The 26590-nt window shown below is 66.6% G+C and carries 21 protein-coding genes and 1 tRNA gene; 10 read left to right on the top strand and 12 right to left on the bottom strand.

Going from position 1 to position 26590, the window contains the following annotated elements:
• Positions 1-145: 145 nt before the first annotated feature.
• The 5 genes from J3P31_RS02455 to purC form a co-directional block, all read right to left on the bottom strand.
• Positions 146-1480 (bottom strand): sigma-54-dependent transcriptional regulator, encoded by a 1335-nt coding sequence (locus tag J3P31_RS02455; protein WP_210526792.1) that lies wholly within the window; start codon positions 1478-1480, stop codon positions 146-148.
• A 12-nt stretch (positions 1481-1492) separates the two neighbouring features.
• Complete coding sequence (locus tag J3P31_RS02450; protein ID WP_210526791.1) at positions 1493-3247, bottom strand: sensor histidine kinase; 1755 nt, start codon at positions 3245-3247, stop codon at positions 1493-1495.
• A 45-nt stretch (positions 3248-3292) separates the two neighbouring features.
• Positions 3293-3961 (bottom strand): phosphoribosylformylglycinamidine synthase subunit PurQ, encoded by a 669-nt coding sequence (gene purQ / locus J3P31_RS02445; protein ID WP_210526790.1) that lies wholly within the window; start codon positions 3959-3961, stop codon positions 3293-3295.
• Between the two features lie 240 nt (positions 3962-4201).
• Positions 4202-4441 carry a phosphoribosylformylglycinamidine synthase subunit PurS gene (gene purS, locus J3P31_RS02440; protein WP_210526789.1) on the bottom strand — a complete coding sequence of 80 codons (240 nt, stop codon included), beginning with the start codon at positions 4439-4441 and terminating at the stop codon, positions 4202-4204.
• 11 nt (positions 4442-4452) lie between these two features.
• Entirely contained in the window at positions 4453-5214 is a 762-nt protein-coding gene (gene purC, locus J3P31_RS02435) for a phosphoribosylaminoimidazolesuccinocarboxamide synthase (protein ID WP_210526788.1), read from the bottom strand.
• A 145-nt stretch (positions 5215-5359) separates the two neighbouring features.
• Between purC and J3P31_RS02430 the strand changes: the two genes are divergently transcribed.
• The 3 genes from J3P31_RS02430 (at position 5360) to J3P31_RS02420 (ending at position 7213) form a co-directional block, all read left to right on the top strand.
• Entirely contained in the window at positions 5360-5677 is a 318-nt protein-coding gene (locus tag J3P31_RS02430; protein ID WP_210526787.1) for a DUF1476 domain-containing protein, read from the top strand.
• Positions 5678-5841: 164 nt separating this feature from the next.
• Complete coding sequence (gene bmt / locus J3P31_RS02425) at positions 5842-6855, top strand: betaine--homocysteine S-methyltransferase (RefSeq protein ID WP_210526786.1); 1014 nt, start codon at positions 5842-5844, stop codon at positions 6853-6855.
• Positions 6856-6982: 127 nt separating this feature from the next.
• Positions 6983-7213, top strand: coding sequence for a hypothetical protein (locus J3P31_RS02420; protein WP_210526785.1), 231 nt, complete (start codon positions 6983-6985; stop codon positions 7211-7213).
• On the opposite strand, the gene J3P31_RS02415 is transcribed toward J3P31_RS02420, so the two are convergent.
• Positions 7195-8277, bottom strand: a complete 1083-nt coding sequence (locus J3P31_RS02415) for a PA0069 family radical SAM protein (RefSeq protein WP_246849183.1) — start codon at positions 8275-8277, stop codon at positions 7195-7197. The genes J3P31_RS02420 and J3P31_RS02415 overlap by 19 nt on opposite strands.
• A gap of 157 nt (positions 8278-8434) precedes the next feature.
• On the opposite strand from J3P31_RS02415, the gene J3P31_RS02410 reads away from it, so the two are divergent.
• Together J3P31_RS02410 and J3P31_RS02405 are read left to right on the top strand one after the other, a co-directional pair.
• The gene (locus J3P31_RS02410) at positions 8435-9133 is read left to right on the top strand and encodes a corrinoid protein (RefSeq protein ID WP_210526783.1); all 699 of its coding nucleotides are present in this window, start codon (positions 8435-8437) and stop codon (positions 9131-9133) included.
• Positions 9096-9746, top strand: coding sequence for a DUF1638 domain-containing protein (locus tag J3P31_RS02405; protein WP_246849184.1), 651 nt, complete (start codon positions 9096-9098; stop codon positions 9744-9746). The genes J3P31_RS02410 and J3P31_RS02405 overlap by 38 nt, the downstream gene beginning before the upstream one ends.
• A gap of 34 nt (positions 9747-9780) precedes the next feature.
• Here J3P31_RS02405 and J3P31_RS02400 read toward each other — a convergent pair whose 3' ends face one another.
• The 4 genes from J3P31_RS02400 to purM are packed head-to-tail and all read right to left on the bottom strand — an operon-like array spanning position 9781 to position 13071.
• Positions 9781-10191: a SufE family protein gene (locus tag J3P31_RS02400; protein WP_210526781.1), complete on the bottom strand. Its 411-nt coding sequence runs from the start codon at positions 10189-10191 to the stop codon at positions 9781-9783.
• Between the two features lie 49 nt (positions 10192-10240).
• Positions 10241-11401, bottom strand: coding sequence for a ribonuclease D (rnd, locus tag J3P31_RS02395; protein WP_210526780.1), 1161 nt, complete (start codon positions 11399-11401; stop codon positions 10241-10243).
• Positions 11402-11443: 42 nt separating this feature from the next.
• Positions 11444-12040: a phosphoribosylglycinamide formyltransferase gene (purN, locus tag J3P31_RS02390; protein ID WP_210526779.1), complete on the bottom strand. Its 597-nt coding sequence runs from the start codon at positions 12038-12040 to the stop codon at positions 11444-11446.
• Positions 12037-13071: a phosphoribosylformylglycinamidine cyclo-ligase gene (purM, locus tag J3P31_RS02385; protein WP_210526778.1), complete on the bottom strand. Its 1035-nt coding sequence runs from the start codon at positions 13069-13071 to the stop codon at positions 12037-12039. Before purM ends, purN begins: the two co-directional genes overlap by 4 nt.
• A gap of 102 nt (positions 13072-13173) precedes the next feature.
• On the opposite strand from purM, the gene J3P31_RS02380 reads away from it, so the two are divergent.
• Positions 13174-13249 (top strand) — tRNA-Ile (locus J3P31_RS02380).
• A gap of 1134 nt (positions 13250-14383) precedes the next feature.
• Complete coding sequence (locus J3P31_RS02375) at positions 14384-16585, top strand: calcium-binding protein (protein WP_210526777.1); 2202 nt, start codon at positions 14384-14386, stop codon at positions 16583-16585.
• Positions 16586-17674: 1089 nt separating this feature from the next.
• Here the strand turns inward: J3P31_RS02375 and J3P31_RS02370 are convergent.
• Positions 17675-20125 carry a GcvT family protein gene (locus J3P31_RS02370; RefSeq protein ID WP_210526776.1) on the bottom strand — a complete coding sequence of 817 codons (2451 nt, stop codon included), beginning with the start codon at positions 20123-20125 and terminating at the stop codon, positions 17675-17677.
• A 177-nt stretch (positions 20126-20302) separates the two neighbouring features.
• On the opposite strand from J3P31_RS02370, the gene J3P31_RS02365 reads away from it, so the two are divergent.
• Together J3P31_RS02365 and J3P31_RS02360 are read left to right on the top strand one after the other, a co-directional pair.
• Complete coding sequence (locus J3P31_RS02365) at positions 20303-20857, top strand: helix-turn-helix domain-containing protein (protein WP_210526775.1); 555 nt, start codon at positions 20303-20305, stop codon at positions 20855-20857.
• Between the two features lie 520 nt (positions 20858-21377).
• Positions 21378-22580: a low temperature requirement protein A gene (locus J3P31_RS02360; protein ID WP_210526774.1), complete on the top strand. Its 1203-nt coding sequence runs from the start codon at positions 21378-21380 to the stop codon at positions 22578-22580.
• A 20-nt stretch (positions 22581-22600) separates the two neighbouring features.
• Here J3P31_RS02360 and J3P31_RS02355 read toward each other — a convergent pair whose 3' ends face one another.
• Complete coding sequence (locus J3P31_RS02355) at positions 22601-24136, bottom strand: aldehyde dehydrogenase (NADP(+)) (protein WP_210526773.1); 1536 nt, start codon at positions 24134-24136, stop codon at positions 22601-22603.
• Positions 24137-24510: 374 nt separating this feature from the next.
• Between J3P31_RS02355 and acs the strand changes: the two genes are divergently transcribed.
• A complete protein-coding gene (gene acs / locus J3P31_RS02350) occupies positions 24511-26478 on the top strand; it encodes an acetate--CoA ligase (RefSeq protein WP_210526772.1) in 1968 nt (655 codons plus the stop codon).
• Positions 26479-26590 lie beyond the last annotated feature (112 nt).

The following is a 26590-nucleotide window of genomic DNA, read 5'->3' as shown; positions in this document are numbered from 1 at the left end:
GTCCAGTCCGCACCGGCCGTAGCGGTCGATGGCCGCAGTCCGGTCGGGCGGAAATTCATCGGCGGGGCGCACAGCATGTGCGAACCCGTTCCTCCCTTCATAGCCAACGCAGGCGCGGATGCACAATGGGCAACCGCAAGCCCGGTCAGAGGTAGTCCGACCGGCTCAGGTTGTACTTGGCCATCTTCTCGTTGAGCGTCCGCCGCGGAAGGCACAGCTCCTCCATCACCGCGACGATGGATCCCTTGTGCCGGCGCATCGTGTTGTCGATCAGCATCCGCTCGAAGGCTTCCACGAACTCCTTGAGCGGCTTGCCTTCCGTCGTCATCGCGGGCTTGGCGGTCTCGTCGCTGTCGGCCATCAGGAGGGACGCGATCGTCCCTGTCCCGCGGCGATTCTGCAGCACCGCACGCTCGGCCACGTTGATGAGCTGGCGCACGTTGCCCGGCCAGGGGGCCTGGAGAAGCTGAGCGGCTTCCTGCGCACTCACCTCGGGCGTCTCGCAGCCATACTCCTCGGCGAACTGTTCGGACAGCCGCGTGAAGAGCGTCAGGATATCCTCCCCACGCTGGCGCAGCGGCGGAACGGTGATCCGGAGCGCCGCGAGACGGTAGAACAGATCCGGCCGCAGAACCGATTCGCAGGTCTTGCCCTCGTCCTGCAGGTTGCAGATGGCAATGATGCGCGTTTCGGCCGGGGTGCCCTGGTCGTTGATGGCGGTCAGCAGGCGCGCCTGCAGCCCGGGGGACAGCGCCTCGACATCCTCGAGCACCAGGGTCCCGCCCCGCGCCTCCTCCATCGCGGGCATGGGCTCGTCCTGCTGGGGTGGGCCGAAGAGGCGGCGGGTCAGCGTCTCGTCGTCGAAGGCCGAGCACGACAGCAGAACGAACTTGCGGGAGGACCGCGCGCTCACGGCGTGAAGGGCGTGCGCGACCAGGGTCTTGCCGGTCCCGGTCTCGCCCTCGATCAGAATGTGCCCTTCGGCCTGGCCCAGGTCGAGGATGTCCTCCTTGAGCCGTTCCATCGCCGGCGAGGCGCCGATCAGCTTTCGCATCAGGGCGTCGCGGTCCGACAGCTCCCGCCGCAGCGCGCGGGAATCGAGCGCGAGCCGACGGACCTGCGTCGCCTTCTTGGCCAGCTCGGTCATCCGGTCAGGATTGAACGGCTTTTCAAGAAAGTCGAAGGCTCCGACCCGCATGGCCTCGACCGCCATGGGGACATCCCCGTGCCCGGTGATCATGATCACGGGCAAAGTGGAGTCGATGCTCTTCAACTTTCGCAAAAGTTGCATTCCATCCATGCCCGGCATCTTGACATCGCTGACAACGATCCCAGGATAGTCGGCGGACAGACCCTTGAGGGCATCTTCGGCAGAGGCGTAGGTCTCGGTGTCGAATCCTGAAAGCGCCAGCCACTGGCTGATCGACTGACGCATATCCTTCTCGTCATCAATGATGGCGATCTTCATGGCCTTGGACATTCCCCGTCCTTCCTATTCAGCGGCGGCCGCCGTCGTGTCCAGCGCGGGGAGGACCACCTCGAACACCGCGCCCCCATCGGCCCCATTCCGTGCGGTCAGCCGCCCGCCCAGGTCGTTCACGATGCCGGACGAAATGGCGAGCCCCAGGCCAACCCCGTCGCCAGGCTGTTTAGTCGTATAGAAAGGCTCGAAGAGCGCGTCTAGATCTTCGATTCCAGGCCCATTGTCGCGGACTGTTAAACTTACGGTCTGTCCAGCGGCCAAAAGGAGGTCGACCGCAGGGTCTTTTGCCCCCCGTGTGGCGTCGAGTGCGTTGCGAAGAAGGTTGATGATGACCTGCTCCAGCCTCAGCCGGTCGCCCATCACGCGGGCCGGTCCGTCCGGCATGGTCCGGGTGATCGCGATGCGCCGGGATTTGAGCTGCGGCTCCATCATGGCCAGCGCCGAGGAGACGGCGTCGCGGACGTCGAACGGCTCGAAGGCGTCCGAGCCCTTTCGCGCGTAGGATTTGAGCTGGCGCGTGATCGCGCCCATCCGGTCGATCAGATCGTCGATCCGCTGGAACGAGGCCAGCGCCTCCTCGGGGCGCTTGCGCTGGATCAGGAGCCGCGCGCCCGCCAAATAGGTCTTCATCGCGGCCAGAGGCTGGTTCAGCTCATGGCTGACGGCGGCCGACATCTCGCCCAGCACGGCCAGCTTGGACGACTGGGCGAGCGTCTGCTCCGCGACCTGGAGCGTCTTCTCCATCCGCTCGCGCTCGGCGATCTCCCGGCTCAGGCGCGCGTTGAGGAGACGGAGCTCGGCGGACTCGCGCTGCGTCGACACGAGGCGCGAGGCCGTCTTGCGGGACGACAGCCAGAACGCCAGGGCCAGCAGGATCGCGAACCCCATGATCTCCAGGGCGAGGACGCCGTTCACGCGCTCCCGGACGCTGGCGTAGGCGGTGAAGCCGACGAGCCGCCAGCCCTGGAACGGGATGCGGAGCTCGCGCCGCATCACCGCCTCTCCGCTCACGTAGGCGTCGACGGGCAGCGTGGTCCAATCCTGAGTCGCCCGGAGCGCCCGTTCGATGGATGTGGGCGCCGACGTGAGCTCCAGCGCGTCGGTCTCGCTCAGCCCGCGCCAGCGCCGCTCGGTGGCGAGGATCACCCGGCCGGTGCTGTCCACGACCATGACGGCATCCTGCGTGCCTGCCCAGTTCTGTTCGAGCCGGGCAAGGTCCACCTCGACCGAAATGACGCCCAGAGGATCCCCGCCGTCGTCCACGGCCCGCGAATAGAGGAAGGCATAGGCTCCGGTCGGTCCCTCAAGCGCCGTGAACACGGTGGACCTGGAGCGGAGTGCGTTGGTGAAGTAGGGAGCCGTCCGATGGTTCTCGCCAAGGCGCGTCCGTTCGGTGGCCGCGACCACCCGCCCGTCCCGGTCGTAAAGCATGATCGACGCCGCGCCGATCTCGTCCACAAGGCTCAGGAGCCGCTGCGTGGTGCGCGAGAAATCCTGCATCTGGAGCGCGTTGATCAGCTCGGGATCCCGCCCCAGAAGCTGCGGCACGATCGAGTTCCGCTGCAGCTCGGAGACGAGCTGACCCACGTAGAGCGTGTACCGCACCTCCGCGCGGTTGCGCGTCGTTTCGGTGAAACGCTGGGTGAGGACCTGGTTGGTGATCCAGATGATCGCGATCGCAGCCAGGCAGAACAGGGCCAGCGCGATGCGCGGCCACCAGGACCGGGTGGATCGGGACACGGGTATATCGCGGGCGATGCTCATGGCGGTGGCTTACGCCGGGTGAGGACCGCCCTCAAGGAACCGCGGTCAGACGACCGCGAACTGCTCCACAACCCCGCGGAAAAGCGCCTGCCCGTCGGTCCCGCCATGGCCGGGATCCGCCGCCCGCTCGGGATGCGGCATAAGGCCTAGGACACGCCGGTTCGACGACAGCACCCCCGCGATATCCTCGACCGAGCCGTTGAGGGGATCGGCATAGGTGAACGCGATACGATCCTCGCCGCGAAGGCGGGCGAGCGTCTCGGGGTCGGCGAAGTAGTTGCCGTCGTGGTGCGCCACGGGAAAGCGGACCAGCTGACCCTGTTCGAAGCTGCCGGTGAAGGCGCTGTCGGAGGTGGCGACGCGCAGCGCCGCGGTCCGGCAGATGAACTTGAGGCCGGCGTTCCGCATCAGTGCCCCAGGCAGCAGCCCCATCTCGGTCAGCACCTGGAAGCCGTTGCACACACCGAGCACGTAGCCGCCGCGACGGGCATGGGCCTGGACGGCCGCCCCGATCGGGGACTGGGCCGCGATGGCGCCGCAGCGGAGATAATCCCCGAAGGAGAACCCGCCCGGCACGGCAACGAGATCCGTGCCAGCCGGCAACGCCGCGTCCTTGTGCCAGGCCATGGTGACGTCCGCGCCGGCGTTACGCAGGGCGACGGCAAGATCACGGTCGCAGTTCGAACCCGGAAAGACGACAACTGCGGCTTTCATGGCGACTCCTTCTCAGGGCTGGCGTGGCCCTTAACACCCGCGCACGGGGGCGCGTCAACCCTGAGCAAGGCTGGCCGCACTCCATCGCGTTCCGCGTCGGCCCTTGAAGCCAGCGGATGCGCTTCGACTGCGGCTGCGTGCCGCGTGGCGTCACCACCCGCGCAACCCACGCGGCCCGGCGAGCCCCGCTCAACCATCGGCCGCCTCCCCGGGCCTTCGCCAGGGAGGCTGCTGGCCGGATCAGGCGATCTCGATCCGGTAGCTTTCGATGACGGTGTTGGCGAGGAGCTTTTCGCACATCGCCCGCACCTCGGTTTCCGCAGCGGCACGATCCAGGCTCGACAGGTCGAGTTCGATCACCTTGCCCTGGCGAACGCCCTCGACACCCTCGAAGCCCAGAGAGCCGAGCGCCCGGCGCACAGCCTCGCCCTGGGGATCGAGCACGCCGTTCTTGAGCATCACGGTGACGGTGGCCTTCATGTCGAGCGCTTTCAGTTGATGAGCGTAGGCTTGGGACGGTGGGTCACGTTCGAGGGCAGCACGCCCAGGCGCCGCGCCACCTCGGTATAGGCGTCGGTCAGCGAACCGAGGTCCCTGCGGAACACGTCCTTGTCCAGCTTGCGACCGGTCTCGATATCCCACAACCGGCAGGAATCGGGGCTGATCTCGTCGGCGACGACCAGTCGGGGGTAGTCGCCGTCCCAGATGCGGCCGATCTCGATCTTGAAGTCGACGAGCTTGATGCCGACACCGTGCATGACGCCCGACAGGAAGTCGTTCACCCGCAGCGCCAGCGCCACGATGTCGTCCAGATCCTGCTGGGACGCCCAGCCGAACGCGATGACGTACTCCTCGGGCACGAGAGGGTCGCCCAGGCGGTCGTCCTTGTAGCAGAACTCGACGATCGGCCGGGGCAGCTGGGCCCCCTCGTCGAGGCCCAGGCGCTTGGCCATGGAGCCAGCGGCGAAGTTCCGGACGATGACCTCGAGCGGGATGATCTCGACCTGCCGGACAAGCTGCTCGCGCATGTTGAGGCGGCGGATGAAGTGGGTGGGCACGCCGATCTGCTGAAGGCCCGTCATGAAGAATTCGGACAGGCGGTTGTTCAGGACGCCCTTGCCCTCGAAGACTTCCTTCTTGGCGCCGTTGCCGGCCGTGGCGTCATCCTTGAAGTACTGTACGATGGTGCCCGGCTCCGGCCCTTCGTAGAGGATCTTCGCCTTGCCTTCGTAGATCTTCTTGCGACGTGCCATAGGGGCTCCCCGGGCCCGGGGGACCCGCTCGTGTGAGGTTGGGGGCCTCATACGGCAAGGCCCCCTTGCGGGCAAGTCACCCCACGGTCATATCGATCCCATGGCACAGGCGGGCGCGGCGCCCGCCCGAAACAGGGGAACGCCGATGACGACCTTCGATGACCGCGAGCACGCCTTCGAGGCCAAGTTCGCCCACGACGCCGAGATGCAGTTCCGGGCCGAGGCTCGCCGGAACAAGCTTCTCGGACTCTGGGCCGCCGGACTGCTCGGCAAGTCCGGGGCGGATGCGGATGCCTACGCCCGCGAGGTCATCAAGTCCGACTTCCAGGAATCCGGCGAGGAGGACGTCTTCCGCAAGATCCGCGCGGACCTGGGCAGCCACGCCGACGACACCACGATCCGGGCGCAGATGCGCAGCCTTCTGGCCGAGGCCAAGGCGCAGATCATGAACGAGGTCGGCTGACCGCCGGCCCGCAGGTCCCGGGCAGCAGCGCGGCCCCGCCGAGGGTCCGCGCGCGGCCCTTGGGAACCGCGGGATGGCATCGACCGATTTGGGTTTGAACCGAGGTCCGGCCCGTGCAATGCCCGGCCTACGCAACGCGGCCCGCATTCTGGAAAGACTGACGAATGACTGATGCTCTGTCCCGCCTGCTTGAAACCCGCGATTGGCTTCTGACCGATGGCGCCACGGGAACCAACCTGTTCAACATGGGCCTGACCGCCGGGGACGCGCCCGAGATGTGGAACCTGGAGCATCCCGACCGCATCAAGCGCCTCTACCAGGGCTGGGTCGACGCGGGAAGCGACCTGTTCCTCACCAACAGCTTCGGCGGCAACGCATCTCGGCTCAAGCTGCACGGGGCCGAAGGGCGTGTGCGGGAGTTGAACCGTGTCGCCGCCGAGATCGGCCGCGAGGTGGCCGATGCGGCCGGCAGGCCCGTCGTGGTCGCGGGTTCGGTCGGCCCGACCGGAGAGATCATGGCGCCCATGGGCACGCTCACCCATGAATCCGCCGTGGCCATGTTCCACGAACAGGCCGAAGGTCTGAAGGATGGGGGCGTCGATGTCCTCTGGGTCGAAACGATCAGCGCCGCCGAGGAGTTCAAGGCCGCCGCCGAGGGGTTTGCCCTGGCGGGGATGCCTTGGTGCGGCACGATGAGCTTCGACACCGCAGGCCGGACGATGATGGGCCTGACCTCGGCCGAAATGGTCAAGATGGTCGCCAAGCTGCCGAATCCGCCGATCGCCTTCGGCGCGAACTGCGGCGTCGGCGCGTCCGACCTCCTGCGGACGGTGCTCGGCTTTTCCGCCGCCGGACCGGAGCGCCCGATCATCGCGAAGGGCAACGCCGGGATCCCGCGGTACCACGAGGGCCACATCCATTACGACGGCACGCCCGAGCTGATGGCCGAATACGCGGTCCTGGCCCGCGACGCCGGCGCGACGATCATCGGCGGCTGCTGCGGCACCCGCCCCGATCACTTGCGTCAGATGCGCGACGCGCTGGAAACCCGTCCGCGTGGGGACCGCCCCACCCTGGACGTGATCGCCGACCGGCTTGGGGGCTTCTCGTCGGCCTCCGACGGGACGGGCGAGGACGAGCCGACGGCCCGTCGGGGGAGTCGTCGGAGCCGCGGCTGATCCGCCGGCGAGGTCACGGACCAATCCTTAAGCGACGCCATAGAAAGTCCCGCCAAACTGCTGGCGGGACTTACATTTTGCCTCTCCGATCCCCATCTACTTCTTGTTCCAGACAAGGAGTTGCAAGATGCAGTTGGAAGGCCAACGGGTCCTCCGCAAGGGCCACACTCGCCGCCGTTATGGCAAGGTGGAAGCCAACGTCACCACGCGCCTGAGCGACGACGGAACCGAGCTTCTGTTCGAATCCTCCATTCCCGTGTCCAAGGGCTGGTCGGACGTCTGCTTCGTTCTCCCCGTCGAGGCGTTGCCGGATCTGGTGCGGCTCGCGGTCACGCGTCCTCAGAACAGCGAAAGCTGAGCGCCGGGCCCTTGGGGCACCCGGAAGAGATCGGTCCGCAGGGGCGGGAGCGGACCGTAGCCCAGCCTGCGACAGGCCAGTTCGAAACGGGCGGACAGAAGCCGTGCCCATTCCCCCTGCCCGGTCATGCGCGTGCCCCACTCCGGATCGTAGTCCTGACCGCCATGCAGGTCCCGGACCCGGTTCATGACCCGCGCGGCGCGGTCGGGGAAGCGTTCCGCCAGCCATTCCCGGAACAGCCCGGCCACCTCACGCGGGAGACGCAGGGCGATCATGCTGGCCGCCCGCGCTCCGGCCTGCGCGGCCTGTGCAAGGATCGACTCCAGCTCATGGTCGGTCAGGGCAGGCACGACCGGCGAGACCTGCACGCGCACCGGGATCCCGGCCTCGGACAACCGCCGGATGGTGGCCAGGCGCCGGGCGGGTGATGGGCAGCGTGGCTCCATCGCGCGCGCAACCGCTGGATCCAGAGTCGTCACCGACATCCCCACCGTCGCCAGACCACGGGCTGCCATGGGGGCAAGAAGGTCGATGTCACGTTCGATCAGCGTGCCCTTCGTTGTGATGGTGACGGGATGGCCATGCTCGGCCAGCACCTCGATCAGGCCGCGGGTGATCCGGCGATCCCGCTCGATCGGCTGATATGGATCGGTGCTGGTGCCGAGGGCAAGAACCTTGGGCACATAGCCCCTGCCCCGCAGCTCCCGCGCCAGGACCGCCGGCGCAAGGGGCTTGGCGATGAGGTTCGTCTCGAAGTCCAGACCCGGCGACAATCCAAGATAGGCGTGGGTCGGGCGTGCAAAGCAGTAGATGCAGCCATGTTCGCAACCCCGGTAAGGGTTCAGCGACCGCTCGAACGGGATGTCGGGGGACGTGTTGGCGCTGATGACCTTGCGCGGCCGCTCCTCGGTGACCTGTGTTCGAAAGGGCGGAAGCTCCTCCTCCACGGGCCAGCCGTCATCGAACTTCACGCGCTCATGAGGTTCGAACCTCCCCGAGGCATTGCTGGCGGCGGCGCGGCCGGGGCGCTGGTGGGCTGGGACGGAGGGCGCATCGTCGGGCATGGAGGCAAGTCTAGAACATAAGGGGAACATGGCAAGCCGAGTCGCGGATAAGCTCTTGCCCTTTGGTCGGTTGCGGGGCAGGCGGTGTCGGAATCCGCTGCGACCGGCGAACGCCCCGGGCGCACACAGTCCGCAACAGATTAGACGAGGAGCCGACATGGCCGACGACGAGATCATCCTGTCCGAACTCGACGACGAGGAACTCGTCGCGCAGATGTTCGACGACCTGTACGACGGTCTCAAGGACGAGATCGAGGAAGGCGTGAACATCCTCCTCGAACGCGGTTGGACGCCCTACGACATCCTGACCAAGGCCCTCGTGGGCGGCATGACCATCGTCGGCGCCGACTTCCGGGACGGCATCCTCTTCGTTCCCGAGGTGCTGCTCGCCGCCAACGCCATGAAGGGCGGCATGGCGATCCTGAAGCCCCTTCTCGCCGAGACGGGTGCGCCGCGCGTGGGCAAGATGGTGATCGGCACGGTGAAGGGCGACATCCACGACATCGGCAAGAACCTCGTGTCGATGATGATGGAAGGCGCGGGCTTCGAGGTCGTGGACCTCGGCATCAACAATGCCGTCGAGAAGTACCTCGACGCGCTGGAGGCCGAGAAGCCGGACATCCTCGGCATGTCGGCCCTGCTGACCACGACCATGCCCTACATGAAGGTCGTGATCGACACGATGAAGGAAAAAGGCATCCGGGATGACTATATCGTCCTGGTCGGCGGCGCACCCCTGAACGAGGAGTTCGGTCGTGCCATCGGGGCCGATGCTTATTGCCGCGATGCGGCCGTCGCCGTGGAGACCGCGAAGACTCTTGTCGGACGCAAGCACAACCAAGCTCCCGCCCACTGATGCGGGACTGACGGACGAAGGCCTCGCCCCGGAGGGGCGTGGCCGCGTCCTGCTCATCGCCTGCGGGGCACTGGCCCGCGAGATCCTTGCGCTGAGGGAGGCGAACGGCTGGAGCCATCTCGACCTCCAGTGCCTTCCCGCGATCCTGCACAACTCCCCTGACCGGATCGTGCCCGCCATTGAGGCTGCGGTGACCCAGGCGCGGGGGAGCTACGACAGTATCTTTGTGGTCTATGCCGACTGCGGGACCGGCGGACTGCTCCGCGCCGCCTGCGATCGTTTGGGCGTGTCGATGGTCGAAGGCCCGCACTGCTACAGCTTCTTCGAGGGGAACGAGACCTTCGCGGCTCGGGACGAGTTCACGGCCTTCTACCTGACCGACTTCCTCGTGCGGCAGTTCGATGCCTTCGTCTGGCGGCCCCTTGGCCTCGACCGGCATCCAGAACTGCGGGACATGTACTTCGGCAACTACGAGACGCTGGTGTACCAGGCCCAGACGGACAACCCGGACCTGACCGCGAAGGCCCGCCACTGCGCGGATCGGCTCGGGCTCGCGTTCGAACGGCGCTTCACCGGCTACGGGGACCTCGCGACGGCTCTCGGACGGCTTTAGACCGCCCGACGTGCCGGTCGCCCGGCCAGCCTGGTCAGGCCGCCTCGCGTGCGGCGTCCTGGATCCGGCGGATCATGGCGCGGAGGCCATTGGATCGCTGCGCCGACAGGTGGCTGTCCAGCCCCAGCCGCGCCAGTTCGGCCTGGGCATCGACCTTCCCGACCTCGGCCAGGGGAAGGCCGGAGTAGAGGGCCTTGAGGATCGCGATCAGACCCCGGACGATCGTCGCGTCGCTGTCGCCCTGGAAGTCGAACCGGCCGCCGGACATTTCCGGGTGGATCCAGACCTGCGAGGCGCAGCCACTGACCTTGGTGGCGGGCACCTTGAGCGCCTCGGGCATCGGCGCCATGGCCTTCCCCAGGTCGATCACCTCGCGGTAGCGATCCTCCCAGTCGCCCAGGAACTCGAACGTCTCCGCGATGTCTTCGAAGGCGGGGGTGGCCATGGGCGTCTCCTGCTGTCGACGGGGAGGTAAGGTGCCCTTCCGCCGGAGTCTAGAGGCGCACGGTCACGACGTTCTGGCCCTTCGCCGCCAGGGCCACCTTGCCCTCACAGAGGCGGATCGCCTCCTCTCCGAAGACTTCGCGCCGCCAGCCCTTGAGCGCGGGCAGATCCCGCTCGCCCGCCGCGATGGCGTCCAGGTCCGCCGAGGAGGCGATCAACCGTGCCGCCACACCCTCGCCTTCGGACTTGGCCTTGAGCAGCACGCGCAGCAGGTCCGCCAGGGCCGGGTTGACCTGGAGCTGTTCACGCGAATCGTTCAGGCGCGGAACGTCCTCGGGCCTGTAGGCCGCCGCCCGCTTCACGGACGCGAGGATCCCTTCGGCGATGTCCCCCCTCCGCCCTTCGCGGAGAAGAAGACGGGACTTGGACAGGTCGGCCTCGCTCAGCGGACGCGTCGTGGCGAGCTCGATCAAGGCGTCGTCCTTGAAAACGCGGCTGCGCGGCACGTCCTTGCCCTGCGCATACTCCTCGCGGAAGCGCGCCAACTCGACAAGGGCGGCCATCATCTTGCTCGACCCCGGGCGGGTCTTGACCCGCTCCCAAGCCTTGGCCGGGTCGGTCCGGTAGGTGGCCGGATCCATGAGGACTGCCATCTCCTCACCGACCCAATGCTCCCGGCCGGTGCGCTTCAGCCGTTCCGACAGATGCACATACACGGTCCGGAGATAGGTGACGTCGGCCAGGGCGTAGCGGAGCTGCGCCTCGGACAGGGGCCGGTGCGACCAGTCGGTGAAGCGGGAGGACTTGTCCACCTCGGCCTTGGCGATCTTGCGGACCAAGGTCTCGTAGCTCACCTGGTCGCCAAAGCCGCAGACCATGGCCGCGACCTGCGTGTCGAAGAGCGGCGCGGGAATGACCCCGGCATCGACGAAGAAGATCTCGAGGTCCTGCCGCGCCGCGTGGAAGACCTTCACCACGTCGGGGTTCCGGAACAGGTCGTACAGAGGAGCGAGGCTCAGCTCCCCTCCCGCGAGGGGGTCGACGATGGCGGCCGCGTCCTCGGAGTCGCCGGGATAAGCGATCTGGAGCAGGCACAGCTTGGAGTAATAGGTCCGCTCGCGCAGGAACTCGGTGTCGACGGTAACGAAGGGATGCTGGGCCGCGCGTTCGCAGAAGGCGGCCAAAGCCTCGGTCGTGGTGATGATCTGCATGGACTTGCGACTTAGCTGATTGACGCAGCGTTGAAAAGCCCGTCAGGGCAAGAGGACGGGTGTCCGGTCCCCCATGGCGTAGCGCCGCAGCACCGCAGGGTAGAGCAGATGCTCCTTGACCAGCACCCGCGCCGCCAGGATGTCGGGCGTGTCGCCCGGCTCGATGGGCACGCGCGCCTGCCCGAGAATGGGGCCGTGGTCCAGTTCGTCCGTCACCTCGTGGACGGTGCAGCCATGTTCCCGGTCGCCATTGGCGAGGGCGCGGGCATGGGTGTGGAGGCCAGGATAGAGCGGGAGGAGCGAGGGGTGGATGTTCAGCATCCGTCCTTTCCAGCGTCCGACGAACCCGGGCGTCAGGATCCGCATGAACCCGGCCAGGCAGATCAGGTCGGGCGCATGGGGCGCCAGGGCCGCCTGGAGCGAATCTTCGAACGCCGCCCGATCACCGGCAAAAGGCCGATGGTCGACGACGGCAGTAGCCACGCCGAGTTCACGCGCACGGACAAGGCCGCCCGCGCCCGGATCGTTGGACAGGACAAGCACGGGCGTCGCCGGATGGTCGCCGTGCATGGAGCGCAGGAGCGCCACCATGTTCGAGCCGCCGCCCGAGATAAGGATGGCGACCCGGCGATGCGTCACGCGAGATTGCCCCGATAGGACACGCCCTGCCCTTCGGTCACGGCGCCCAGACGGGTCACCGTCTCCCCCGCCTCGCGAAGTTGCGCAGCCAGGGCTTCGGCCCGGTCCGCTGCGACCACGGCCACCATCCCGATGCCCGAGTTGAAGGTCTTGAGCATCTCGGCTTCGGCGATGCCACCCGCCTGGCGCATCCAGGCGAAGACGGGCGGCAGCGTCCAGGCGCCCAGGTCGATCTCGGCGCCAAGTCCCTCTGGCAGCACGCGCGGCAGGTTTTCGGTCAGGCCCCCGCCGGTGATGTGAGCCAGGGCATGGACCCCGCCAGCGCGGATCGCCGACAGGACAGGCTTCACGTAAAGCCGTGTCGGCGTAAGCAGCGCCTCGCCCAATGAACCGTCCGCAAAGGGGGCGCGATCACTCCAGGACAGTCCCGCCACCTCGGCCACCCGCCGCACGAGCGAGAACCCGTTGGAATGGACCCCGTCCGAGGCCAGGCCCAGCAGGACGTCCCCCGCCACGACGCCTTGCGGCAGGTCGGTCCCGCGCTCCATGGCGCCAACGGCAAAGCCGGCGAGGTCGAAGTCCCCCCCGTGATACATGCCCGGCATCTCGGCCGTTTCGCCGCCGACAAGCGCGCAGCCGCTCTGCTCGCAACCGGCGGCGATCCCGGCGATGACCCTTGCGGCCTCCGCCACCTCGAGCTTGCCGGTCGCGAAGTAGTCCAGGAACAGAAGAGGCTCGGCGCCCTGGCAGACGAGATCGTTCACGCACATCGCCACGAGGTCGATGCCCACGCCGTCCAGATGCCCCGTCTCGATGGCGATCCGCAGCTTGGTGCCGACGCCGTCCGTGGCGGCGACCAGGATCGGGTCCGAGTAGCCTGCCGCCTTGAGGTCGAACAGCGCGCCGAACCCGCCGAGGCCGGCCATCGTTCCCGGCCTTTCGGTCCGGCGGGCGAACGGCTTGATCCGCTCCACGAGCGCGTTGCCCGCATCGATGTCCACGCCCGCCTGCGCGTAGGTCAGCCCGCTCATGCCCGTTCCCCCTTCTGCGACGTGCACCCGTTAGCCCAAGCGTGAGCAAGGGGCCAGAGGTGCTTGACGGGACGCGCCCCCTCTGCGACGGGAGAAACAGGCGGGCCGGTAGCTCAATGGTTAGAGCCGAGCGCTCATAACGCTTTGGTTGGGGGTTCGAGTCCCTCCCGGCCTACCACCTCGCCGGGCTCCTCCGTGCGGGAGACGGCTGGACAGTCATGCGGAGATGTCGAGCCGCCATTCTCATCGGCAACCAAGGATCGCCTGAGCTAGGCATCCGTAACAGCGGGCTCGCTTCGGTCCATCAGCGGGCTGGCATGGCTCGACGCCGGCTCGATCCCGTCTTCCGCTGTCCTGGGAATCAGGCCCTGGCAGGAGAAGCACCCAAGACTTACCGGGCAGGGCCGCCCCCGGATGTTAATCGACGTTTGTGCCGAACAAGGCGAGGACGTTCGGGCCGCGGAAACCAGTCGCATGACAATCGAGGCGACCGAAGCTCAATCGATCGGTGTCGGATAGTCCTGTCGCCACGCCCGGCGCGCTCGCGACGGGTCCGGGGCACCAAGATCGCGTCAAGCATCGTGGGCCCGGCCAACTGATCCGGTCGTCTCCGTGCCTCGCCTTGTCTGCTTTCAGGGGACGCGTGGCCGATCCTGTCGTCCCGGACTCCACCGGCACCGTCGCTGGTCCACGGGCGCACACCGAAGAACACGGATCCGTCGCGCCACCGTCGGCCGCTCGGACCCACGCTATGGAGAGCCATGCCATGCGGTGGTCGGGGCGCGTTCCGACGATCCTCATGGCTTGGCGGCCCGACGCCAAAATTTGACGGCCGATCTCACTTGGCCGGTCAGCAAGTGAGCCTGCCGGCCCGGATGCGTGCGGCGATAGCGTCATCCAACTCAGGGCCACGTTGCCCGATGGACCTCGCTGCAGAGTTCCCTGATTCCCTCCTGTCGACCAACATGCCGCCGAACCTGGCGAGGAACGGCCAGCAGTCGGAGCCGACGCTCCGCCCAGCCACGAACCCCGTCCGGTCCGGGCCCAACGCATTGAATCGGGCCCCAGCCATCCCTCGTCTGGCTGGAAGGAAGCCCTGGTAGGCTGGCACGCGAATTGACCCTGGTCGGGTCTTACAGGGCTGACGGATGGCTCTGGCCCTTTCGAGCAGCGATTGTCTCCTGGGCCCGAACAGGCCTGCGGTAATGTCTCCAGCCAAAGCTCGCGCAACGAGTGGCATTGCTCACGTCCCCGTGATCTGCTGGCCCGGTTCCCCAAGGCCGTGGGAACTGCCAGCCGGGAGAACGTCATCATGATCGCAACAACACAGGACGCGGTCGTGCCGGTTGCCGTACCTGGACTGGTGATCCTGGGTCCCCAGTTTTCCGGCTGGTCGGTTGAGGGCCATCTGGCTGGCTCTGGCGGTATATTTTCCAAGACACCGGGCGGCACGGTCGAACATGGCCTCCTGTCGATCGGACCGTCCGGATATTTCAAGTATCGCTGGCAGTTTGGCTATGTTGGACTGGATTCGTTTTCGTTCACCGTGACGTCGCCCGACGGAACAACCGCCACTGCGACCGTGAGCATGTCCATCGGCTTTCCCATGTCCGCCAGCATCTTGGGAATGGACGGCGGGGACGTGATCATGGGAGACACTCAAGGAAAGAGGACCCATATCGTCTGCGGCGATGGCGCAGACATCGTCCGCACGTATATGCCCGAGACGCAGGACAGCGGCCAAGCCGGCTTCGTCGACGCCGGTCAGGGAAACGACAATGTCGTGGTTCAGGGCACGGCAACCCTGGTCGGGGGCGAGGGCGACGACACGCTCGTATCCGGGCAGGGCTCGATTCTCCAAGGGGGCGCTGGCAACGACCGGCTGATTGGCCCCACGGCATACGGAGGTCTCGGGAACGACGTACTGTATAGCACCGAAGGCAAACTGTACGGGGGAGACGGAGACGACCACCTGTCCGGCCTGAGCCGAACGTCGATGAACGGTGGCTCGGGCAACGACACCTATTACTTTACCAATTGGCAGTTCAAGGCTGGGGCTAACATTCGTGAGAAGGCCGGCGGCGGAATTGATACCGTCACGGCAGCAAATGTCGATCTCCGAGGACTCAGCAACCTTGAGAACATTATCCTCAAGGGAGCGATCCTAAATAAGGTGGGCCATGGCAATCATCGAGCCAATGTGATCACCGGGTCCGGCTGGTACGACACCGAGTACGGCGAAAACGGGAACGACACCCTGGATGGACGGGGTGGGGACGATAGCCTTTATGGCGGACGCGGCGACGATACTCTTCTGGGAGGCGCCAGGGCGGATTATCTGTGGGGAGGAGAGGGAGTCGATCGCCTCGAAGGCGGGACGGGGGCGGATATCTACTACACCGATGGGCTTGACACGATCATCGAGAACGCTCGGAGCGGACACGACGAAGTTCATTCCACCGTCAACCTGCGACTCGCCAAGAACGTGGAGACGCTCGTCCTCGTGGGTCCCAAGGCGGTGGAAGGGACCGGCAATGAAGCGGACAACGAACTTCTCGGCAACAAGCTGGACAACACCTTGGCGGGACGCGCCGGCCATGATCGCCTTGAGGGCGACGACGGCCGAGATGTCCTGCACGGCGGCACTGGCAACGACTGGCTCGACGGTGGCGTTGGCGACGATCTGATGTCGGGCGGCGACGGCGATGACGTGTTCAAGGTCAACTCAGCAGGTGACCGGGTCAAGGAGCAGCCGGGCGACGGCTGGGACCGGATCGACTCCGTCGTCAGCTACGTCTTGCCCGACAACCTCGAGGAACTGGTCCTGCGCTCGGCATCCGCCCTGGACGGCACCGGCAACGAGGACGCGAACCGGCTGGTGGGCACCAACAAGGCCAACAATCTGTTCGGGCTTGGTGGCGCGGATCGACTTGAGGGCAACGCCGGCAATGACACCCTAGATGGCGGCCGGGGGGCCGACCGAATGGAAGGCGGCGTGGGCGACGATCTTTTCATGGTGGACAACCACGGAGATCGCGTGATCGAGGATTTGGTGGGGGGCTACGACTTCGTCGTGACCCGCGTCACCTTCGCCCTGCCCGCCAATGTCGAGGAATTGTTCCTGGCGGACGGCGCCGGCGCGATCTCAGGGACGGGGAACCGCCTGAACAACTATATCGAAGGAAACGCCTCGGACAACACCTTGCGAGGCGGCGAAGGAATGGACGAACTTTACGGCTGGCTGGGGGACGACGTCCTTTACGGTGGTGGTGACTCGGATGCCTTCATCTACAACGGCGGACACGACCGGGCGGCCGATTTCAAGGTCGGGCAGGATCAGATCGTGTTCGAAGACGCAGTCTATGATGAAAGAGCACTGACCGAGGAAGAACTGCTCGACCATGCCAAGATCGTGTCCGGGAACGCGCTGTTCGATTTCGGAGACGGCGACGTTCTCACCGTGGCCGGCGTGAAGAATCTCGATGACCTTAGGGGATCTCTTTATTACTTCTAGGCTGCTGTCGAGATTGCCGGCCGCGGCACGTAGCTTCGCATGGGTCCGCCGCTGCGGCCTCTGGTTCGACCTCGCTGACCAGAGAAAGGGGCGATCATGAACTGATCCTGGCGTGCATCAGCCCCGTTCTGGCAGGGCTGTTACCTTGGCTGCTGGCGGTTTCATGACCCGAGGAGGCGCCGATCCGCGGTTGGCCTCCGCAACCGAACATCTCATCGCAGGTCGGGATCAAGGTCCATCCTTCGGTGCCCTACAGGCGCAGAGCGTAGCAGGAGCGGACCCGACCTTCAGTGGCTTCGGGGTGCCTGTCCTTTTCGGCGGTCCCCTATACAGTTGTGCCTCGCTTCCAAGTCAGGCCAGAGAGCCCTTATCCTGCTGTGAGGAAAACGTCCGTTCACATCTGTGCCTTGGACATGTGCGCAGCAGAGAGTACGGGTAGAATGGGTGCAAGCCATGTAGCACATCGGCGCAATTCCGAAGATCACCTTGGAAATTCACGCGTCGATTGCATGACGAACAACCAGTCGGCGGTGCAGCGACTGACTTAAATCATCTTTACGTCTCGCGCCCAACAAGGGAACGTTCATTCTGCCGCCTCGAAAGGCGCATTGGTGCGACGTCGACCAGAAATCGGTCGACAGAAAACCTGTTGCCTGGGCACTGGCCATGCCCAACGCAAGGATCCGTCATTCTTATGCCTCTGACTTGCATGACGGACCCGGCATTGTGCGTGAATTATCGCACCCGCTGCGGCATAGCGCGAGCCTCGCGCTTCAGCTTGGACCCAGGCTCTGGCAATCCAGTGGCGTGCATCGCGCTTTCCAGGGATGGCATTCCTTTCTCGTGTGCGTCCGCCCGTCTGCAAGACCCGCCTTGCGAGCAGAGAAGGGATCGGAGCTTCCCTGCAACTCCTTGATCGCAGAAGCTTTGCAGCGGACCCTCCACTCTTCTTGGGGCTTAGCCGGCCCTCCAGAGTTCAGGAACGCTGGGCCGTCGATCACCCCGACCGTGGACGCGCCGCTAGGCCGACTTGCGAGTAGGACGAGGCTGCGGGGGTCCTGCAGCCTATCGTGCGAGCGGCCACTTCGGTCATGCCTTCACCCGCTGGGAGGTCGGGTCGTACATCGGGGAAAGGCTGGCCTCGGCGTCGTAGACCCGCCCGGCGACCTCGATGGCGTAGCTGGACGACAGCATCTCATCCGCAGCTTCGCCTTGCGCACGACAGGGAACGTAGCCCAAGCCAACGGCTGCGCCCAGCGCGTGCCCGTAGTTGCCCGAGGACAGCTGGCCCACGATGCGGTTGTCGCGCAGGATCGGCTCGTTATGGAAGAGGAGCGGCTCCGGGTCCTTGAGGCGAAACTGCATGAGGCGGCGCGCCAGGCCTGCCTCGCGCTTGCGCAGGACCGCCTCGCGCCCCAGGAAGTCGCCTTTCGCGGTCTTGACCGTGAACCCCAGGCCCGCCTCAAGCACGTGGTCCTCGTCGGTGATGTCATGGCCCCAATGCCGGTAGGCCTTCTCGATGCGGCACGAATCCATCGCGTGCAGGCCGCAGAGCCTTAGACCCAGGGGCTCGCCCGCCTCGATCAGCGCCTCCCACACATGAGCCGCCTGATCGGCCGAGACATAGAGTTCCCAGCCGAGCTCGCCCACATAGGTCACGCGGTGCGCGCGGGCGAGGCCCATTCCGATCTCGATCTCCTGCGCGGTCCCGAAGGGGAAGGCCTCGTTCGAGAAGTCGTTGGGCGACACGAGGGCCAGAACCTCGCGCGCCTTCGGGCCCATGAGCGGCAGCACGGCTTCTCCAGCGGTGACGTCGAGGATCGTCACCACATCATCACCGACGTGCCGGCGCAGCCAGGCGAGGTCTCGTTGCAGCGTGGCCCCGGGGACCACGAGGAAGAAAGATGTCTCCGACAACCGGGTGACGGTCAGATCGCTCTCGATGCCGCCCCGCTCGTTCAGCATCTGCGTGTAGACGAGCCGCCCGGCATCCACGTCCATCCAGTTGGCGCAGAGCCGCTGCAGGAAGCCGAGGGCGTCAGGCCCGTCCACGCGGATCTTGCCGAAGGAGGACATGTCGAGAAGACCGACGCCGGTCCGCAGCGCCATGTGCTCTTCGCGTTGGTTGTCGAACCAGTTTTGGCGGCTCCAGCTGTAGCGGTACTCACGTTCCTGCCCCGGACGGGCGAACCAGTTGGCCCGCTCCCATCCGGCGGTTTCACCGAAGACGGCCCCCCGCATCTTCAGATGCTCGTGCAGGGGCGAGCGGCGCACGCCGCGGGCAGTCGCCGGCTGGCGGTATGGGAAGTGATCGGCGTAGAGCAGCCCGAGAGTCTCGGTCACCCGTTCCCGCAGATAGCGGCGGTTCTTCTGGAACGGCTGGGCGCGGCGGATATCCACCTCCCAAAGGTCGAAGGGCGGCTCCCCGTCATGCATCCATTGGGCCAGCGCCATGCCCGCGCCGCCGGAGGACACGATGCCGATCGAGTTGTAGCCCGCCGCGACCCAGTAGCCGCGCAGCTCGGGCGCCTCCCCCAGGTAATAGCGGTCATCGGGCGTGAAGCTCTCGGGGCCGTTGAAGAAGGTGTGGATTCCCGCCTTGGACAGCATCGGCATGCGATGGATCCCCATCTCGAGGATCGGCTCGAAGTGGTCGACATCCTCGGGGAGCTGGTCGAACTCGAAGCTTTCGGGGATGCCCTCCATTCCCCAGGGCTTGGCCACTGGCTCGAACGCGCCCAGCAGCATCTTGCCCGCGTCGGTCTTGTAGTAGGCGCATTCGTCGGGAACGCGCAGCACGGGCAGCTCCGTCAGCCCCTCGATCGCCTCGGTGACGATGTAGAAGTGCTCGCAGGCGTGGAGAGGCAGGGTCACCCCGTTCCGGGCGGCCAGGTCGCGGCCCCACATGCCACCGCAGTTCACCACGAGATCGGCGGCGATGTGGCCCGTCTCCTCGCCCCGCTCCCAATCGACGCCGGTCACGCGCCCGCCGGCCTGCCTCACGGCCGTGACCTTCACGCCCTCGGCGATCAACGCCCCGCCCGCACGCGCGCCCTTGGCGAGCGCGAGAGCGATGTTGGCGGGGTCGGCCTGACCGTCCCCGGGCAGGTGGACACCCGCGACGACGCCGTCGAGGTTGAGATGCGGGTAAAGGTCGCCGACTTCGGAGGGCGACAGTTCGCGCACCTCCACGCCAAAGGCCCGCGCCATGCTGGCCTGCCGGAAGATCTCCTCCCGGCGCTCCCGGGTCAGGGCCGTGGTGATCGACCCGCATTGCCGAAAGCCGGTGGCGAGCCCCGTCTCGGCCTCCAACCGCGTGTAAAGGTCCGCCGAGTACTTCGCGAGCCGCGTCATGTTCTGGCTGGCGCGCAGCTGTCCGATCAGGCCCGCCGCGTGCCAGGTCGTCCCTGACGTGAGCTTCTTGCGCTCCAGGAGAACGATGTCCGTCCAGCCGAGTTTGGCCAGGTGATACGCCACCGAGCAGCCCGAGATGCCGCCTCCGACGATGACGACGCGGGCGGCTCGCGGCAGCGTAACCATGACGGATCCTCTGTGATCAGGTGGCAGACTGGCAGGCAGCATCAATGGACCCTCGTGAAAAATCAACCATGATTTTCACCTAGACGGATGACTATCTGAATGCTTCACGCTGGGAGAGCTTGATGCTTCTGATTCCTGAACAGGCCGCTATAATGAGATCGGAGGGACAGAACAGTCATGTCACGACAGATCGGGCACGACCTTCGCGCACTTCGGCAGGCCCGCGATCTGACGCTTCGCGAGGTGGCTGCGGCGGTCGGGCGGTCGGTCGGCTGGCTCAGCCAGATCGAGCGCGGTCAGAGCACCCCGTCGGTCCGCGACCTGGGTCTCCTGGCCGAGCAGTTCGGGATCAGCATCAGCTTCTTCTTCCGCTCTGCCGGCCGGGACGAAGCCGAGCGGGGGCTGATCCAGCGCGCCGCCGACCGGATGCCCATCGGCACGACGGAAAGCGGGCTGGTCGAGGAGTTGCTCTCGCCGAACCTCAACGGGGGGTTCGAGATGATCCGGACCGTGTTCGCGCCGGGCGCCAGCAGCGACGGTCCGGTTTCGCCCCGAGGGGCGGAACATGGCGGCGTGCTGATCGAGGGACGCCTCCATCTGAGGGTCGGCGAGCGGGAGTTCATGCTGGACGCTGGAGACAGCTTCCAATTCGCGGGACAGGATTATGCTTGGCGCAACGACTCGTCCGTAGCAGCTGTGGCGCTCTGGGTCGTTGCGCCTCCAGTCTACTGATCCCAGAGGCTCCAAGGATCCTGACTTTCTGGCCAGCCTGAGGAAATCGCCAGGCCCAGCTTGGGCCCACGAACAGGACAGCAACGGCGGCGCGATGCACAGGCCGGTCCCGCCAACGACGCGATCCAGCGATCGTTCGAAGCAAGCAGATGACTTGCCGAGGGTGCGCCCTTGGTCGCTCTCCCGAGCGGGTCCAGAACCGTGGAGGATCGCCGCCGCGTCCGGGACAGGCCGGAGCCCGCCGCAGTTCCAGCAATCGCGTCTTGCGACAATCACCTTTCGAACGGAGGCTTCTGTAAGACGGTCAGGACCTTGATCTCTTGGGCCTCAGGCACGTGGCCAAGTGCTGATCCGTGCACGGTTCGCGGTCGCCGTCCGGCGGCCACGGAAGGTGCCACGATGCCGCTTGAGAGGGACCGAAGCGCAGCCTGTGATCCTCCGACGATCCGGTACTACCAGCCTGCCTGAGGCCCGCTATGTGCTGACGCGCCGCACCAGCGCGTTTGTCGGAACGGGATCCATGGCCGAGCACACCGCCCAGCGCCATCGTAGCTACCTGCGCGACCGTCAGGACGAGGACTCGGCCCGGGTCAGCTTCGCCGAACTCTTCTTCGATCTGGTCTTCGTGTTCGCGGTCACGCAGTTATCGCAATACCTGTTGAACCATCTCGAAGCCGAAGGGGTGTTCCGGGGATCGGTGCTGTTCATGGCCACCTGGTGGCTCTGGATCACCACGTCCTGGGCCACGAACCGCCTCGACCCGGACCGATCGCTCGTTCGGATGCTGATCTTCGCCCTGATGGTCGTCGGCCTGCCGTTCGCCATCTCCATTCCCCTGGCCTACGAGGGGCTGGGCCTGCTGTTCGCCGTCACCTACGTGGCCATGCAGCTTGGCCGTTCGGTGTTCATGGTCTGGGCGCTGAAGGACGAAGACGACGGCCAGCGGGCCACCTTCGAAAGGGTCTCGATCTGGTTCGTGATCTCGGGCGTGCTTTGGATCACCGGCGGCTTTCTGGACGGCGACCTGCGATCCGCGCTCTGGACCGTCGCGCTGATGCTTGACATCGGCGTGCCCTGGATGGGTTTCTGGGTTCCCGGGCATGGACGTTCCCCCGCGAGCGAGTGGGACATCGAGGGAGAGCACCTCGCTGAACGCTGCGCGTTGTTCATCATCATCGGACTTGGGGAATCCCTGCTCGTGACGGGGCAAAGGATGGCCACCCTCGAGTGGGATGCGGTGACGATGACGGCCTTCGCCGTCGCGCTGGCCGGATCGCTGGTGATGTGGTGGATCTACTTCGACGAAGGGGCAAAGCGCGGGACCGAAGCGATCGAACGGTCGGCCGACCCCGGTCGCCTGGCCCGCTTCGCCTATACCTATGTCCACCTTCCCATCGTGGCGGGCATCGTGCTGTCGGCCGTCGGGGACAAGCTGCTGCTCGCTCATCCGGAGGACACGCCGGGCCTTGCTTCGACCCTCGTGCTCCTGGGCGGGCCTGCGGTGTTCCTGGCCGGCAACTTTCTGTTCAAGGACGCGACCAGCCACCGCTGGCCGGTCTCGCACCTGATCGGACTGATCGCGCTCGCCGCCGCCCTGCCGGTCGCGGGCCTGTTCTCGACGCTGGGGCTGGCGGCCTATGCCACGGCCGCCCTTGTGGCCGTGGCCGTGCTGGAGCGTCTCTTGCGGCGATCCCGCGCCGGCGCGCGGTCACTGATCGAGTGACCGCGCGCCCCGGACGGGCCTCACAGGCCCTTCAGGTCTTCGGGCAGGAGTTCTTCGGGCCAGTTCTGGAAGCAGACGGGCCGAAGCCAGCGACGAATGGACAGCGTGCCCACCGAGGTCGCCCCGAAGTTGGTGGACGCCGGGTAGGGTCCGCCGTGGACCATGGCGTCGGCCACCTCGACCCCGGTCGGGAAGCCGTTCGCCAGAAGGCGGCCGGCCTTGCGCTCCAGCACGGGCGTGAGCTGCTGCGCCAGCGCCGTGTCGCCCGCGTCGAGCTGGAGCGTGACGGTGAGCTGGCCCTCCATGGCTTCGGCCACAGCCAAGATCTCGTCCTGGTCTCGCGCGCGCACCACGAGGCCCAGTGGCCCGAACACCTCATGGGCGAGATGAGGCTGGCTCAGGAAGTGCTCGCCCGAGACCTCGTACAGGAACGGGGTGGCGTTGCGGCCCGACGACTCGGTTTCGTGCAGCGCGCGCACGCCCTGCCCGCCGGCGATGCGCGCCCGGCCCTCGCGGTAGGCCGAGGCGATGCCGTCGGTGAGCATGGTCTGCGCCTGCACCGCCGCCAAGGCCGTGACGGTGGCCTGAGCAAAGCTCTCGACCTGCGGCCCATCAAGCAGCACGGCGATACCCGGGTTGGTGCAGAACTGCCCTGCCCCCATGGTGAGCGAACCCGCCCAGCCCGCCGCGATCTGCCCCCCGCGCGCCGACAGCGCCTCGGGCAGCACGAACATCGGGTTGACGGAGCCCAGCTCGCCGAAGAAGGGGATCGGCTCGGGACGGCGGGCGCACAGGTCGAACAAGGCGCGGCCCCCGGTCAGCGAGCCGGTGAAGCCCACGGCCCGGATCAACGGGTGCTGCACCAGCGCCTCGCCCGTCTTGCGGTCGCCGCCCTGAATCAGGGCGAAGACGCCGCGCGGCAGGTCGAGCGCCTCGATGGCGGCGAGCACCGCCTCGGCGACGATCTCGCCCGTGCCCGGGTGCGCGGAGTGGCCCTTGACCACCACCGGGCAGCCCGCCGCCAGCGCCGAGGCCGTGTCACCCCCGGCCACCGAGAAGGCCAGCGGGAAGTTGGAGGCGCCGAACACCGCAACCGGACCGATCGGCCGCTGGATCAGCCGCAGGTCCGGGCGGGGCAGCGGCGCGCGATCAGGCAGCGCGCGGTCGTGCCGGCGATCAAGATACCCACCTTCGCGGATGTGCGACGCGAACAGCCGAAGCTGCCCCATGGTGCGGCCCCGCTCGCCCTCGAGCCGCGCCCGGGGCAGGCCGGTTTCCAGGTGGCCGATCTCGGTGATCGCGGCGCCGCGCGCCTCGATCTCGTCCGCGATGCGCTCGAGGAACTGGGCGCGTGCCTCGCGGCTCAGCGCGGAATAGGCCGGAAAGGCCTCCTCGGCCGCCTGCACGGCGCGGTCCACCAGCGCGGGACTGCCCGCCGAGAACTCGCGTCCTTCGCCTGTCCAGGGAGAGGACCGGAACGTCCCCTCGCCCGCGACCCACTCCCCCGCGATCAGGTGCCGGCCTTGGGCCGGCCCCATGGTTCCGCCGTCCGCCATGATGATAACCTCCGTCTTGCGGCGCGCAATCTGGCCCCCGTCGTCCCGGATGTCCACTCCGGGCGCGACATTTCCGACATGCGCCCAGAGACGGGCGTTGAGACAGACATCGATGGGGGGTCCTGTCGTTACGTTTCGCGGATGTAAATCAGCAAGGGCCCGCAGCGCCGTGAAATCCGACATCCCGAGCACGGAAGTTTACAGCCGTTACAGCAATTCCGTAAAGTTCATGACAAAAGTGTGGCGCACCGGAACCTTTGCAGGACGGGCGGTTGCACTTCCCGTATTGGTTGGGTGGGATGGAGCGCCGGGCAGCATCGCCCGGAGAGGAGAGCCGGAGCGCCAGACGGCCCCGGCACGAGGAGGAGGAACGGATGCTCGACCATGAGCTACGGGACGGCCGTGGGGCTTCTGGGGACGCGGGCGCGTCCGCGCAATCGGTGGCCGAGAGCTACAGCCGCAACTACGCGGAATCGCTGTCAGAGCCCGACAGGTTCTGGGCCGAGCAGGCCAGACGGATCGACTGGATCAAGCGCCCGACCAAGATCAAGAACACGTCCTTTGCGCCGGGCAACGTCTCGATCAAGTGGTTCGAGGACGGCACCCTGAACGTGTCGGCGAACTGCATCGACCGGCATGTCGCACGCGATGGGGATCGCGTGGCGATCATCTGGGAGCCGGACAACCCCAAGGCCGACGTTCGCCGCATCACCTACCGGGAGTTGCTCGAGGAAACCTGTCGGCTCGCGAACGTGCTCAAGGACCAGGGCGTGAACAAGGGCGACCGGGTCGTCATCTATCTGCCCATGATCCCCGAGGCTGCGTTCGCCATGCTGGCCTGCGCGCGCATCGGTGCCGTCCATTCGGTGGTGTTCGGGGGCTTCTCGCCCGACGCGCTGGCGAACCGGATCAACGATTCGGGCGCCAAGGTCGTCATTACGGCGGACTTCGCCCCGCGCGGCGGCAAGACGACCCCGCTCAAGAGCAACACGGACGCTGCCCTCCTGCACTGCCGGGACGACGTGAAGTGCCTCGTGGTCAAGCGGACCGGCGGACAGACGCATTGGACGAACGGGCGGGACATCAACCTGACCGAGGCCATGCTGCAGGCCTCGCCCTACTGCCCCTACGCCGAGATGGGAGCCGAGGACCCGCTCTTCATCCTTTATACCTCCGGCTCGACCGGAAAGCCGAAGGGCGCGGTGCATACCTCGGGCGGATACCTCACCTACACGTCCCTGACGCACGAGGTCTGCTTCGACTACCAGCCGGGCGACATCTGGTGGTGCACGGCGGACGTGGGCTGGGTCACCGGCCACAGCTACATCGTCTACGGCCCGCTGGCGAACGGCGCGACCGTCCTGATGTTCGAAGGGATCCCCACCTGGCCCGACGCCGGCCGGTTCTGGGACATCGTCGACAAGCACAAGGTCACGCACTTCCACAGCGCGCCCACCGCGATCCGCTCGCTGATGGCGCAGGGTCCGGAATGGGTGGACAAGCACGACCTGTCGTCGCTCCGGCTTCTGGGCACGGTGGGCGAGCCCATCAATCCCGAGGCCTGGAACTGGTACCATCAGCACGTCGGCAAGGGAAAGCTGCCCATCATCGACGCCTACTGGCAGACCGAGACCGGCGGCCACCTGATCTGCCCGCATCCCAAGGCGACGCCGCTGAAGCCGGGCTCGGCCACGACGCCGTTCTGGGGCATCAAGCCGGTCGTGGTCGATGCATCCTCCGGCCAGGTTCAGGAGGACACCAAGACCGAGGGCGTGCTCTGCATCGCGGACTCCTGGCCCGGGCAGATGCGGACCGTCTGGGGCGACCACAAGCGGTTCGAGGAAACCTACTTCTCCCAGTATCCGGGCTATTACTTCACCGGGGACGGCTGCCGTCGCGACGAGGACGGCTACTACTGGATCACCGGGCGCGTGGACGACGTGCTCAACGTGTCCGGCCACCGGATGGGCACCGCCGAGATCGAGAGCGCGCTCGTCGCCCATGAATGCGTGGCCGAGGCTGCGGTCGTCGGCTACCCGCACGACATCAAGGGCCAGGGCATCTACGCCTATGTCACCCTGATGCGGGGCGTCGAGCCGACCGAGCAGCTTCGCCTGGATCTCGGCAACTGGGTCCGGCAGGAGATCGGTCCGATTGCCAAGCCCGATCTCATCCAATGGGCTCCGGGACTTCCCAAGACCCGGTCGGGCAAGATCATGCGCCGCATCCTTCGCAAGATCGCCGAGAACGACTTCGGCGCGCTTGGCGACACCTCGACCCTGGCCGATCCGACGGTCGTGGACGAGTTGATCAACAACCGCATGAACCGCGCCAAGGACTGACAGACGACTCCGGCCCGGGGGGAACCGGGCCGGACACCCCCAAGGACGGACCGCGACGGGGCGACACCTTCCCAAGAGGAGGGGATGGCGGAGCCTTGCCAAACGCCGCGGA

This window comes from Rubellimicrobium arenae (assembly GCF_017916275.1).
Taxonomy (GTDB): Bacteria; Pseudomonadota; Alphaproteobacteria; order Rhodobacterales; family Rhodobacteraceae; genus Rubellimicrobium; species Rubellimicrobium arenae.
This window is presented reverse-complemented; position numbering and strand designations above follow the sequence as displayed.

Coding starts and splice junctions, on each gene's coding strand:
- J3P31_RS02410 (WP_210526783.1), top strand. CDS start 8,435: ATGGCCGACGACGAGATCATCCTGTCCGAACTCGACGACGAGGAACTC.
- purS (WP_210526789.1), bottom strand. CDS start 4,441: ATGAAGGCCACCGTCACCGTGATGCTCAAGAACGGCGTGCTCGATCCC.
- J3P31_RS02400 (WP_210526781.1), bottom strand. CDS start 10,191: ATGGCCACCCCCGCCTTCGAAGACATCGCGGAGACGTTCGAGTTCCTG.
- J3P31_RS02420 (WP_210526785.1), top strand. CDS start 6,983: ATGCAGTTGGAAGGCCAACGGGTCCTCCGCAAGGGCCACACTCGCCGC.
- J3P31_RS02430 (WP_210526787.1), top strand. CDS start 5,360: ATGACGACCTTCGATGACCGCGAGCACGCCTTCGAGGCCAAGTTCGCC.
- J3P31_RS02360 (WP_210526774.1), top strand. CDS start 21,378: ATGGCCGAGCACACCGCCCAGCGCCATCGTAGCTACCTGCGCGACCGT.
- J3P31_RS02415 (WP_246849183.1), bottom strand. CDS start 8,277: ATGCCCGACGATGCGCCCTCCGTCCCAGCCCACCAGCGCCCCGGCCGC.
- J3P31_RS02355 (WP_210526773.1), bottom strand. CDS start 24,136: ATGGCGGACGGCGGAACCATGGGGCCGGCCCAAGGCCGGCACCTGATC.
- J3P31_RS02450 (WP_210526791.1), bottom strand. CDS start 3,247: ATGAGCATCGCCCGCGATATACCCGTGTCCCGATCCACCCGGTCCTGG.
- purM (WP_210526778.1), bottom strand. CDS start 13,071: ATGAGCGGGCTGACCTACGCGCAGGCGGGCGTGGACATCGATGCGGGC.
- acs (WP_210526772.1), top strand. CDS start 24,511: ATGCTCGACCATGAGCTACGGGACGGCCGTGGGGCTTCTGGGGACGCG.
- J3P31_RS02370 (WP_210526776.1), bottom strand. CDS start 20,125: ATGGTTACGCTGCCGCGAGCCGCCCGCGTCGTCATCGTCGGAGGCGGC.
- J3P31_RS02365 (WP_210526775.1), top strand. CDS start 20,303: ATGTCACGACAGATCGGGCACGACCTTCGCGCACTTCGGCAGGCCCGC.
- purC (WP_210526788.1), bottom strand. CDS start 5,214: ATGGCACGTCGCAAGAAGATCTACGAAGGCAAGGCGAAGATCCTCTAC.
- J3P31_RS02455 (WP_210526792.1), bottom strand. CDS start 1,480: ATGTCCAAGGCCATGAAGATCGCCATCATTGATGACGAGAAGGATATG.
- bmt (WP_210526786.1), top strand. CDS start 5,842: ATGACTGATGCTCTGTCCCGCCTGCTTGAAACCCGCGATTGGCTTCTG.
- rnd (WP_210526780.1), bottom strand. CDS start 11,401: ATGCAGATCATCACCACGACCGAGGCTTTGGCCGCCTTCTGCGAACGC.
- J3P31_RS02375 (WP_210526777.1), top strand. CDS start 14,384: ATGATCGCAACAACACAGGACGCGGTCGTGCCGGTTGCCGTACCTGGA.
- purQ (WP_210526790.1), bottom strand. CDS start 3,961: ATGAAAGCCGCAGTTGTCGTCTTTCCGGGTTCGAACTGCGACCGTGAT.